The 12,249-nt window shown below is 38.1% G+C and carries 8 protein-coding genes; 2 read left to right on the top strand and 6 right to left on the bottom strand.

Going from position 1 to position 12,249, the window contains the following annotated elements:
* Positions 1–230: 230 nt before the first annotated feature.
* The gene (locus tag TOL9009_RS0128430; protein ID WP_029636683.1) at positions 231–1,070 is read right to left on the bottom strand and encodes a hypothetical protein; all 840 of its coding nucleotides are present in this window, start codon (positions 1,068–1,070) and stop codon (positions 231–233) included.
* Positions 1,071–2,058: 988 nt separating this feature from the next.
* On the opposite strand from TOL9009_RS0128430, the gene TOL9009_RS0128425 reads away from it, so the two are divergent.
* Entirely contained in the window at positions 2,059–2,847 is a 789-nt protein-coding gene (locus TOL9009_RS0128425) for a WecB/TagA/CpsF family glycosyltransferase (RefSeq protein WP_029636681.1), read from the top strand.
* 88 nt (positions 2,848–2,935) lie between these two features.
* Here the strand turns inward: TOL9009_RS0128425 and TOL9009_RS0128420 are convergent, their stop codons facing one another.
* The 5 genes from TOL9009_RS0128420 to TOL9009_RS0128400 form a co-directional block, all read right to left on the bottom strand.
* Positions 2,936–4,057 (bottom strand): glycosyltransferase family protein, encoded by a 1,122-nt coding sequence (locus TOL9009_RS0128420; protein WP_029636678.1) that lies wholly within the window; start codon positions 4,055–4,057, stop codon positions 2,936–2,938.
* 119 nt (positions 4,058–4,176) lie between these two features.
* Complete coding sequence (locus TOL9009_RS40770) at positions 4,177–5,364, bottom strand: glycoside hydrolase family 5 protein (RefSeq protein ID WP_038296665.1); 1,188 nt, start codon at positions 5,362–5,364, stop codon at positions 4,177–4,179.
* An 18-nt stretch (positions 5,365–5,382) separates the two neighbouring features.
* Complete coding sequence (locus tag TOL9009_RS0128410) at positions 5,383–6,528, bottom strand: glycosyltransferase (protein WP_029636676.1); 1,146 nt, start codon at positions 6,526–6,528, stop codon at positions 5,383–5,385.
* Positions 6,529–6,747: 219 nt separating this feature from the next.
* Complete coding sequence (locus tag TOL9009_RS0128405) at positions 6,748–7,677, bottom strand: glycosyltransferase family 2 protein (protein WP_029636675.1); 930 nt, start codon at positions 7,675–7,677, stop codon at positions 6,748–6,750.
* Positions 7,678–7,686: 9 nt separating this feature from the next.
* A complete protein-coding gene (locus TOL9009_RS0128400) occupies positions 7,687–8,985 on the bottom strand; it encodes an O-antigen ligase family protein (protein ID WP_029636673.1) in 1,299 nt (432 codons plus the stop codon).
* A gap of 799 nt (positions 8,986–9,784) precedes the next feature.
* Here TOL9009_RS0128400 and TOL9009_RS0128390 point away from each other — a divergent pair.
* Complete coding sequence (locus TOL9009_RS0128390) at positions 9,785–12,094, top strand: GumC family protein (protein ID WP_038297731.1); 2,310 nt, start codon at positions 9,785–9,787, stop codon at positions 12,092–12,094.
* The last annotated feature ends 155 nt before the right edge of the window (positions 12,095–12,249 follow it).

Raw genomic sequence — 12,249 nt, 5'->3', positions numbered from 1 at the left:
ATGGGGCATGGGGCATGGGGCATTGGTAATTTCCCCTTTCCCGTTTCCCCCTCCTCCCTCAATAGGGTTCGGATAAGACTCGATCCCCCCAACCCCCCTTAAAAAGGGGGGCTAAGAATAGCTCTATTTCCCCCTTAAAAAGGGGGATAATGGGGGATCTTTAAGGACTATGCACCTTAACCGAACCGTATTGCCTCCTCCCTTGCCCATTGCCCAATTCTCAATTAGATTTAGAAACGACCGAAGTTGTAACCAACTCCAATGGACAATCCGATGTCAGTTTCATCAAAAAATGCGGCATTTACAGCAGCATTTGCCGTAAATTGAGCATTTAGAGGTACATCAATACCACCAGATACTAAAAAGGCGGCTTGAGTGTCATCCCCAGTTTTAATCGCTGCACCAGCTCCAACATAAGGAGCGATCGGTAATGGTTCGCTAAATGGATCTGATGCTTGCTGGAAGGAAAAATCGTAAGTAACGGGAATCAAAAAAGCAGTATTGTCGCCAATCACAGCCGACGGACGCACTGATATGGCATTTGACAATCCTATTTTGCTAATCACCATAAAATTGCCGTCGCCGAGAGCGGAGTCACCACCACTTATACCAATGTTACCAGCAATACCAACATAGCTACTGCCACCACGGGTAGGTCTACCCGGATTAATATCCGCTTGTGCCACCTGAGAATCAAATTTAGGTGAAGATGGTTGAAATTGCTCTTGTGGGTACTGGGCAGCTAGTGCCGCAGATGAAGTTGACGTTGTTCCGGGAACCGGCGTGACTATTGGATTAGCAGTTTCCTCTGTAGTGATGCCTGGGAACTGTGGCGAAGTTGTAGAATCTGATACCAAAACTGGATTGTCTTCTGAGACAGTAGAGAAGTTTTGGCTTTGAGTCTCTACCCCAGCACTCCTTTGGTCAACCGACACTTCAGTTGTGGATAGCTGAGTTGATTGTTGAACCGCTGGTACTGTCTGAGCAACAGCAGATAAGCCGCTACTTAGAACTGCCACAGTTGCACTGGTCAGGCAAAAAACACGTTTACGAAAAAAAATATTACTCACATTCACTCCTCAAATAATATTGCCAGAATACATAATCAGTTTCGTTGTTTGAGTCAACTTTTGGCAATATTCAAAATTTAACACCAAAAAATCAATTCATACATACTTAATTGGGTAGAAAGTATTTAATATCTGACACCAGAAAATCAAGTAATATAACCTGAATTTTACGCTTGACAAAAATTAACTATACTTATTCCTCTGAAAATAGGGAGTAAAGACATTCCATGCTCTGAAAGTTTCTACGGCAGTTGGGAGAGGTGATGCCGGAGCATGAAACTGCAACAGTGCTGAGAAGGCTGTTGTTTTTGCCCGGCACAGCTGGACAAAGAAAAATTGCAGTAGTTTTACATTAATCGACTATGCCAGTCTCTGGACTGTGCTTTACAAATTTTTCATCTTCGCGATCGCCTAACTTCTGCAAGTCAAAACAGATAAATTCCAGAAAATTCCGCCTTTTCTTAACTTTATACCTACTGAACTTAATATTTTTTTCATAAAAAATAAGTGAAGCTACTATTATCTTTTTATATTTTATGTTAAGCTATTATTTATTATCAAATTGAAATCGTTATAAAATTTCCTGTAAGCTTAAATTTTATCTACGACAAAAATTTGGTAAATTACAACCAAAATTATATTGCTCCTCAACTTACTTGGTTTTGAATTAGTTTCTCACATTACACATTGTGTGGTTAAATGTTCTAGTTTTGTTCGTGATAAAGCAGATTCGGGGTAAGCCAGCTAGCTTTGCATGATTGTTAGATATTGCCCCTAATTTACTTTATCCACAATTGATGTAACTGCTACTAAATGGCTTTCATGTATTGCCAATTTAATGTATTTATATCTGATGACAAATGTCTAGACCAAGAAAATCCGGAACATTAAAAGAACAATATTGAAGAAGTGAAACTTCTCCTCACGCTTCACTGTATATTGTTTGTTTTGTGAACAAGTTGAAAGTTATCACGTACTGGGCGCTACCATGAAAAAAGTTAAAATTCTGAACTTGGAATTTGACAACTTGTCAAAGAGAGAGTTTTTAGAAAACTTAGAATCGGGGGTAGTATTTACGCCCAATGTCGATCATCTCATCAAACTCGAAAAAGATCCAGAATTTTTGCAAGCATACAGCATTAGTGATTATAACCTTTGTGACAGTAAAATCCTGATTTATGCTTCAAGATTTCTCGGAACACCAATCAAAGAAAAAATCTCAGGTTCCGACATATTTCCTGCTTTCTACAATTACCATAAGAAAAATGAAGAAATAAAGATTTTTCTTTTAGGAGCAGGTAAAGGAGTAGCTTTTACGGCTCAAAATAAGATAAATCAAAAAATCGGCAGAAATATGGTAATTGCTACATATTCTCCGCCTTTTGGGTTTGAACATGATGAAAAAGAATGTCAAAACATAATTGACATGATTAATAATTCGCGTGCCACAGTTTTGGCGATAGGTGTTGGTGCTCCAAAACAAGAAAAGTGGATATACAAGCACAAACATAATTTGCCATTTATCAAAATATTTATGGCATTAGGGGCAACTATCGATTTTGAAGCCGGCAATGTGAAAAGAGCGCCTAAATGGATGAGTGAAGTAGGGTTAGAATGGTTGTTTAGATTATTAAGTGAACCTAAAAGATTGTGGAAAAGATATTTAGTAGATGATGTTGTTTTCTTTCTACTTCTTTTGAAACAAAAATTCAAGTTGTTTCTGAAAAAAGACCGTAAAGATGACAGAAGAATTTGGAAAACTGCTGATAGGTTGTAATTAACCCTGGCGACTAGAAGTCGCGGCTACACTAACAAAGCCCGCCTACGCGGGCTAAATACTTTGTAAATCTGTTATTTAGGCTAGTTTATGCTTGCATTAGTAATTGGGCTAGGTTCTTTAAATCAGCTTGTCTAGATAACATTTCTGGTGTCTGTTCGAGTCCGACTTTATCTAATATTTGGCTCCAGCGATATACCCAGTCGTGGCGTAATAGTGAGTTAATAATATTGTCTTGACGTATTCTCTTGATGCGTTCGGGCTGTGCATCAAGTTCTGCTATGATATCACCTATATCAGCAGCATTATAGGGAATTTCAATTACCGCATCTTGCCAATTAAAGTATGTAGTATAAGCTTCACAAATTGGAGGAGTTCCAATCATTACTGCTCCACCTGCGGCTCCTTCAAAAAAGCGAGAACCTAATTCTTCTTGATTACCTGTTTGATTAACGCTGTCAAATTTGGCTTTATTAGCGATGAAATAACGACTTCTTTTAATTAGATTAATATATAAAGTTCGATGTTCTTTATAATCCATCATTTGCAAACCCTTGAGAGTGTCATGCAAATATAAAAAATTATCTTTTTCTGCTAGTTCTATTAAAGCTTTGTGTACTATTGGCGAACGACGACCGATACTATAAACATCAATATTTCTTTGAGGTTGATGTGGATAAGGGCAAAATTTTATTGCATCGACAGCATAAGGTAGAGAGTAACAAGGGCGTTGAACTAGATTAGCGATCGCATCAAGACTCTTCGCTTGAGTCGTGAAAATATAATCAAAATCTTTGACAATTTCCAGACAAAGCTTAGTTTTATGTTCTAAAACTTCTTTCGCCCATATTTCATCTATCCATAAAACAGCTTTATGACTCTTTTCTCGCCATTGTTTTATTGAATTTATACAGGTAATATCCCAAAAGTGCTGGCAGATAAAAAATAATAAATCATATTCTTTCTCTATAGTTGATGTTTGGCAACCTGATTTCAAAAGCTTGCCGTTACCTACAGTTAATCCCGCGTAATTTGCTAACTTTTTATTTATTTGCTCAGAGAAACCAGATGCAAATTCAGGTGTCAGCATATCAGCATAGTCAAAAGTGCAAATTGCATCTTCAAATTCATATTCAGCAGAACGAAAAGCTTGAGAATGTAAGTCTCTCATCGAGACAATTAAAAGGCGTGCTTTGGTATTTTTCGACATGTTAAATTCCTATATTTTTATTTTTTACTGTTGCCTAACGACTGGAAGTCGCGGCTACACAAACAAAGTCCGCCTACGCGGACTGAGAGCTATTTGAATTTACGTATGAGTTTCATGAGTCATTTCAGTAATTTGTTCAAAAGTTTCTGTTTGGGAGCATTTATATTTCGCCAGTCATCTAGCAAAATGCCGCCAGTACCTTTACTATTGGGATTCCAACACCAATAAGCAAAGCTCAACTTTTTCTTAGCAATGTAATCGACAAGAAACCGTTGCCAAATTCCTTCTTTTGATTTGTTATCTACAAAATATCCACCAAATTCACCAATTAAAATCGGGGCAATACGCTGAGTGGCAATATAATTAAATCCAGTTTCCCAGCGTTGATATAAGTTTGCTGGGAATATTGGATCTGCAAACCACGACACATTAGAACCACCATATTCGTGGGGTGAATATACTAGCTTTTTGGCTACTTTCAGACGCACTGGATATTTGCGGACACCTTCTAAATTTGCACCCCAAAAGTAATTTGACTGTTTTTGACCAGGCACATTTTTCTCTATTCCTTCAACGAGAATTAGCCAATTTGGGTTTATACTGAGAATCTGATTTCCTGCCCGCTCTGCTGCTAATTGCCAGTCTGTGGCTTGGTTTCCAGTTCCCCAACTAGCACTACCGTGGGGTTCGTTCTTCAAATCGGCTCCGATGATGTTGGTGTATTTTTTGTAACGATTTGCCAGCATCTTCCAAGTGTCAATCCAGTCTTTCTCAGTGAATCCGTCACCGTACCATAATTCGGAAATATGATCATCTTTAAGACAGTGACTATCTAACAGAATCAGCAACCCTTGACGTTGAGCTTCTTGAATTACTAAATCCATCACTTCAAGGGGGGTTTTGCCTTGCAAATCTTTATTTGCACCGATGGAAAAGTTGATACCGCTGATGTTTGGAGAACGCAGAGCTTCTACGGAATAGGGTAAGCGGATGAAGTTGTAGCCCAAACTTTTAATTTGAGCCAGCATGTCTTTATAATCTCTGCTCCAAAGACCGTGAGGTGCATGTGTGTTAATTTCTATACCAAACCAGTTGATGCCGCGCAGCATGACAATTTTGCCTTTGGTGTCAACAATTTGAGAACCGCGAGTAGATAAGGGCAAGATAATATTAGTAACTGCGGCTTCTGTGCTGCTGGGGAATTGTGGCGAAAAAAGGTAGAGATTTGTAGACAGTAAAACTAAGATAAAGCCAATGAAAATTTTTCCTATGAAGCTTCTTTGTAGTATTAATTTGAGTCTTTGCATTGATATATTGTTAATGTATTAAAGATGATTTATGGCATAAATAATATCCGCAGAAAATTTCGAGCGGCGGTTTTCTGACCAGGCGATCGCATCGGCACAAATATCTGGTATTGTGTTTAAAGTTAATAATTGAACTAAACTATTAGCGAATTCCTCTGGCTTTTCGGCAACTATAACTGAAGAGGGATATTCAGATATGCCACGTAATGCTGTAGGTGTTGCTACTAAAGGAGAACCTGAAGCGATCGCATCCAAAGTTTTTATCTGTACCCCACCCCCACTAATAGAGGGAATTGCTAACACTTTTGCCTGTGTCATAAATGTTTGGACACTGGGGACAAAACCGCAATAATTGATATTAGGATACTTTCCGCGCAACCATTCGGCACCTAACCCAGCTATGTGAATTGATAAGTTTGTGGGTAAGTGCGGATAAACTTTTTCTAAAAACCAATTCAGTCCTAATTTATTAGCTTTCCATGTCCAAGAACCGATAATACCTATATCAAAGTTTTTGATTGTAGGTTGATGTGGTGATATTTTTAAATTTGAAGGTAAATGAAAGGATTTAGTTGCTTTATTGAGGTTTAAAAAATAGCTTGCATCGTCTTCGGTAAATGTCCAAACTTGTGTAGCTGTTTTCGCCAAATTATCTTCCATATCTTTGATGAGGTCAGTTTCTCGCTGATATATATGTTGTGATATTTGGCTTTGAGAGTTTTTTAATTGCGCGAGATATATTTCATGTTCAACGTTATGAGCGATGAATATAATTTTGGCTTTGTTGTTAACGAAAGGCACTAACCAGCCCATTTGGGCATGATCTATGATGAAAATGTCAAAATTTTCTTGTTTTAAAAGAGTTTTTAGTTGATTGATGTATTTTTGAGAATAATATTTGGCTGAGGAGTAGGGAAGATTTTTTAATAGTCCTAAACTCATCCAAAGCATGGGATAAAGTCGGGATTTTTGGGTTTCTATGTGTCTTTTGGCAATGGGTATTTCATTGTTTTTTGGGTTGAGAATACTGTTTGGGCGTTGATATCCGATAACTAAGACTTCATGTCTATTATGTTGAAGAGCATCAATAAATGACTGTGAGGCAATTTCACCGCCTGTTGTTTTTTTGCTAGGAAGGACGGTTGTTAAGTATAATATTTTCATTGGGAAAGTTGGGAGTTTTTAGGTAGTAAGCACTTTAGTGCTTAAATAAGCGTTTCAACGCTTACTACGTGTAAGTTATTAATTTATGAGGTGTGTTGAAGAGTTGGTTTCTCACAATTACAAAAGATGAGTTGAGATGCACCTTTTTAACGAACCGCCAAGACGCCAAGGAAGGAGGAGAGAATCTATTTTTGAAGAGTTAGATTCAAGTTTGTTTGGTTATATTCCTTGAGTTATTTTGTAAGCTTCGTAGCGCATTCCGGCGATACCTGCGAGTGTTCCTACACCTTTGTAAATACGTAATAATGCTTTAATAAATTGATGCTGTCCGAAGAAAAGAGAGGGAAGGATGAAGCATAATCCTTGAGCAATTAGTGCGATTCCTTTGGTGATGCGTATGGTGAGTAGGATGATTGAAGGGTAAAGTTCTCGCTCACAAAAGCTGTGTCTGCTCCAACCTAAATAACCGCGTTGAAGTATCCATTTGATGTTGGTTCGGCTTTCGGGTATCCACTCGTAAACTAAGGCTTGATCTGCCCATATTACTTTATATCCTGCACGGTAAAGGCGCATGAAAAAGTGGGAATCTTCACCTCCGGAGAGTGCAAAACGCTCGTCAAAAATTTTATCTATGTCGTGTAAAATTGAGGAGCGAATTAGGACGTTGTTGGTAAATGCAACTTTGAGTAGATGTCCTGTGGGGTGACGTTGTGGCTCAAAAAATTTACCTTGGATAACCCAGTTAGGTACGTCTGATTTGATAAAGTACGGTAATACTGGTCCGGTTACTACGTCTGCATTATGTGTTTGCTGAACTGATAAAAGTTCATCTAACCAAGATGGTTGAGGAACTTCGTCATCATCGATGAAAGCGATGAAGTTGGCATTTTTGTTAACGCAGGCGATCGCTTTATTTCTCGCATAGGAAATACCCCGCTGCGGTTCAATGAAATATTTCATTTTCCATTTGAATTTAAGCAGCTGACTTGTGCAAACTTTACTCGCAGAACCAGTGACATCGTTATCAACAATAATTACTTCTATTTCTGGAGTTTCACACTTGTTAAAAGTTAGCTGATTTAAACCAGTTAGCAAGCGGTTTAATCCTTCAGGACGTTTATAACTTGCTATACATACTGAAATTAGCATTCTTTTTCCTTATCTAAAATTTGGCTCTTTTTCTTTTGCCATTACAGCCGCATAGCTGTAAATTTGAGCTTGCTCTGACTCTATAGCCATTGAGAAAATTGTGGATACATATAGTATCCAAAAGATGCTGTTAGTAGCTAATAAAGTACTTTCGCTGATGTTATAAATGACCAAAAAACTTAGATACATTAATGTCCATAGTCCTTCGACATTTTTGGTAATTCTTAACCAGCGTACTCCTTGGATATAAGCTGTTATTAAACTCAATAAAAATACAGCTAATCCGCATATACCTAATTCGGCTAATAAATCCATAAAGCCGTTATGACCGTAGGGACATTCCCATTGAAGTGTACGCCAAAGATAGGCAGTTACATCGCTATCCCAATCTCTCCAAAAGCCATTGAATCCGTAGCCTAATAAAGGACGTTCTTGAATGAGTTCAAGCATTGTACTCCATATCTCTGTGCGTCCTGTGAGTGTCAAATCTCTCCCTAATACACTGGTGATGAAGGGTAAGTTATCGACAAACAAAATAGTTGCACTTCCGATTACAAGAATGAGAGCGATCGCTATCGGTATTAGTTGGTTATAATTACGCCGCCAAGTTCTATACAACGGCATAATTATCATCAATACCACAAACCCAACTATGGCAGTTTTTGATGTTGAAAGAACTACTAAAACAATGGAAAGAACATAGCCAATCCACGGCAGCCAGCGGTATTTACTATTAGCAATAGAATCAGAAATTGCCACAAATAAAAACACCATACTGCTCAAAACCATCAACCGTCCTAAGAGGTTTTTGTGCGACGTTATACCCCGCCAAGCACCTGCGTGAACGCCTCCCTCTTGAATGCTCATCAAACCGTAAGATGGCAATCCTATGGCAAACACAATACTAAGTAAAATTACCAAACCTAGCGCCCAGCTTAATAACTGTAGTTGCTCTCGCAAGCTGTAGCGCATAGCTAGGTATATCCCAAATATAGTTGTTCCTAACAACAATAAACTGCGGCGTAACGTAATATCTGGTGCTACAGTCCAAATTGCTGATGCTAATGCAATTCCTACCAGTACCCAAATTAAAAAGTCCTTTTGTGTAACCAGCAAAAAACTCTTTCGTCGTGTTACAAGCAAAAGCAAAGTTACCATATAAATCCCCATGAAAAGTAAGGGACTATAAGGGTCTTGTGCAATACTACCATCTGGACTTTCTAAAAGTACAGGTATCAAAGCAGCTGTTGAAAGAAAAAGAGAAAATACAACAAATGCCTTTTCAACTAGCCTTGTAAATCTAAGCATTACAACTCTATTTTTCCACTTTAGTACTGCTATCAAAAGGAAATTACTGAAACGAAAAAAGTGTCTTTTAATAGCATGAGTAGCCTAGCCAAAACTGCCGTTCATGAAGAGGGGGAAAGGGGAAAGAAAATGTATTGGTATTGCGACCTTACCCAACTTAAAGACCACAGTCAAAGAAGTGGGGTCTTTAACCCAAAGCACCTTGATAAAGTTATTTAATGAACAAGTCAGCACGCAAATGTTATCAATAGCTAATCTAGAATTTTACCATCTGTACAAATTTCTAGTCAGCGATAAACTATCAATGCATTAACGTGTAATTACTAACACAGTTGGCGATTTGAAGAGCGGTAGAATTGAAAAAATACTATCCTGGTTGCGGTTTGATGCGGCTCTGTCCCCAAATTTAACTTGAAAAAAGAATTTTAGGATTAACTTTACTTAATCTTCATGAAGAATATTTTTTGATGAAGATTTTGATGAAGCGCAGTACATTATTGTGTTAACAAGATATGTTGAGGATATCTAGACTTTAGAAAAATTTGGTAAGATAATGTCTCTCATTCTCCAAAATCAATTTCTTGAGACATAATTAATCCAAGATGTAGGGTCTACAATGTAACTTTATGTTGACTGTTCGCTCTTTTTGTCAACAATGCAATCTAGGTTTTGGCGATCGCAACACTAGCTATTGGTAGCTCTTCAAATTATTTGCCTACCTCGGTTGGAAAAAAAATTAAGTTTTGCGCCTAGAGAATTATCAAATTGATATCTTCAACAGTTTTGCATGGGAACGCAGATGCCAATTAAGGAAGAAGATTTGCCGGAACTAAAAAATTCCAATTCATTGTCAAGAGAATCTTATGGGTTTTGGAAAAAACCTGAAGGCAATGAAAACAATCAAGGTTTGAGTCAAATTGTTACAGTTTTACGCCGCAGGGTAGCTGTAATTGCTAGTGTGGCAGTTATCGTTACAACAGGAACAATTGGCTGGAGTGCAACTCGTATTCCCAAGTATGAAGGGAAGTTTCAACTGTTAGTTGAACCTTTAAAAACTTCTGATAATGAGTTACTGATTTTGCTTTCGCAAACGTTGCAGCAGAATGTCAACGAAATCAGCAGACAAAATACTACTGCTTTGGATTATCAGGCTTTGGTGGAGGTTTTGAAAAGTCCGAAGCTGATAAATCCGGTAATTCAAGAACTGCAAAAACAATATCCAGAAATTGGCTACGATCGCTTGGTTGGCAATGATGTATCTGGTAAACTAGCTAGCGGACGAGAAGGTACGCTGTATGTTAACCGGATGGCAAAAGGTAAAGATGAATCTCGAATTATTGAGGTTCGCTATCGTGATTCCGATCCGCAAAAAATTCAGATTGTCTTGGATCGCGTATCGCAAGCTTATCGAAAGTACAGTCAAGAACAACAGCAGACGAATTTACGTCAGGGAATCAAATTTGTTGATGAACAAGTACCAAAATTGCGACGTCGGGTAAATGCGTTGCAAGGTCACTTACAATTTTTTCAACAGCAGCATGACTTATTTAACCCGCAATTACAAGGGGAACAACTGTTAAAAAGACGTGATGAACTGCAAGCGACAAAGTTAGAAACTGAGAATAAATTGGCTGAGGCAAAGTCATTATTTGTTTCATTACAAGGTCAGTTGGGAATGCCACAAAATGAAGCGATCGCTGCTTCAGCTTTGAGTGAATCACCTCAATATCAACAGATACTCACTCGCATCCGCGACATAGAAGCCAAGATTGCTACAGAATCAGTTCGTTTTAAAGATGAAAGTCCGACAATCAGGCTTTTGCGCGACCAACGAGATAAGCTGATACCTTTATTAAATAAAGAAGCAGAATTAACATTAGGAAATAACGCACCCGATGTCAAATTAGATTCATCCAAAATAGGCGGTTTTCAAAATTCTATTCGCCGCGAACTTATCCAACAATTGGCTAATAATACTAACCAAGTTAAGTCACTAGAAGCTAGTTTGGAAGCTACTAATGCGGCTCAAGCTAAATTAAATGAACAAATTCTTGAATATCCAGTACTTTCACGTCAGTACGCTAATATGCAACGAGAATTGCAAGCAGCTACTGATACGTTGAATCAGCTTTTAAATCGCCAAGAAGCATTGCGCGTAGATGCTGCACAACAAGAAGTTCCTTGGGAACTAATTATGCCTCCCACATTACCGCGTAATAAAACCGGTCAATTAATGCCCGTTTCACCTAGCGGTGCAAGTAACATATTTTTGGGAGGATTTGCAGGTATCCTTTTAGGCATTTTAGTTGCTTTCGTTATCGATAATTTAGAAAATGTCTATCACGATGGTGACGAGATAAAACAGACTACTCAATTGCCTTTATTGGGGGTAATTCCTTTCCATAAAGAATTGAAAAAGTTGGCGCGTGCAGGTGATGTAGTTCAGTTAACTAAAAAACACAATCCGGAACGCGAACTAGATAATCAGACTAAATCTTTACAACACAGATCGGCTCCTTTTTTAGAAGCATTTTGCTCATTTTATACGAAAGTTCAATCTTATAAAATGGAGGCTTCTACTCGCTCAATTGCTATTACTTCAGCGACATCTTCTGAAGGTAAAACCACAGTAGCAGCATATTTAGCACAGATGGCAGCAGAAGCCGGAGCGCGAGTATTGTTAGTAGATGGAGATTTACGTCATCCGCAAATACATCTGAGATTCGGTTTATTAAACAATCAGGGATTGAGTGAAGTACTTTCTGAAGGGATAGATATCAGCAAGGTAATTCAGCAATCACCTTCAGATGATAATTTGTTTATCTTGACTGGTGGGAGAATACCTGCAAATCCCACAAAGCTTTTGTCTTCATTAAGAATGCAGACTTTTATCGATAGAACGCAAACAAATTACGACTTAGTTGTGTATGATACACCACATCTTTTAGGTCGTCTCGATACCAATGTTTTGCTTTCACAAGTAGATGGAATTGTATTAGTCAGCGGATTAGGTAAAGCACTTCGTCCTACTTTGAAACAAGCATTAGAAGAATTAAAATCTTCTCGTGTTTCGATTTTAGGTACGGTTGCTAATACCCTTGAACATTAATTGTAGTAAAAGCTTCAGCCCTTAAAAGTTGAGGACTTACGCACGTACTACGTATTTCCGTCATTGCGACGCGAGGAAGCAATCTCAAAGTCTTGTTTTTTGGTAACGAGTGCGTAAGTCCTAAAGTTATTGCTTGAGCGCTTTAGCGCTCACTA

The sequence above is a fragment of the [Scytonema hofmanni] UTEX 2349 genome (genome assembly GCF_000582685.1).
Lineage (GTDB): Bacteria > Cyanobacteriota > Cyanobacteriia > Cyanobacteriales > Nostocaceae > Hassallia > Hassallia hofmanni.
The sequence above is the reverse complement of the archived record's forward strand: the minus strand, read 5'-3'. Positions and strand labels throughout refer to the sequence as shown.

What these genes read in the sequence shown, in the direction of transcription:
- TOL9009_RS0128425 (WP_029636681.1), top strand. Translation starts at nt 2,059, where the DNA reads ATGAAAAAAGTTAAAATTCTGAACTTGGAATTTGACAACTTGTCAAAG.
- TOL9009_RS0128420 (WP_029636678.1), bottom strand. Translation starts at nt 4,057, where the DNA reads ATGTCGAAAAATACCAAAGCACGCCTTTTAATTGTCTCGATGAGAGAC.
- TOL9009_RS40770 (WP_038296665.1), bottom strand. Translation starts at nt 5,364, where the DNA reads ATGCAAAGACTCAAATTAATACTACAAAGAAGCTTCATAGGAAAAATT.
- TOL9009_RS0128410 (WP_029636676.1), bottom strand. Translation starts at nt 6,528, where the DNA reads ATGAAAATATTATACTTAACAACCGTCCTTCCTAGCAAAAAAACAACA.
- TOL9009_RS0128405 (WP_029636675.1), bottom strand. Translation starts at nt 7,677, where the DNA reads ATGCTAATTTCAGTATGTATAGCAAGTTATAAACGTCCTGAAGGATTA.
- TOL9009_RS0128400 (WP_029636673.1), bottom strand. Translation starts at nt 8,985, where the DNA reads ATGCTTAGATTTACAAGGCTAGTTGAAAAGGCATTTGTTGTATTTTCT.
- TOL9009_RS0128390 (WP_038297731.1), top strand. Translation starts at nt 9,785, where the DNA reads ATGCCAATTAAGGAAGAAGATTTGCCGGAACTAAAAAATTCCAATTCA.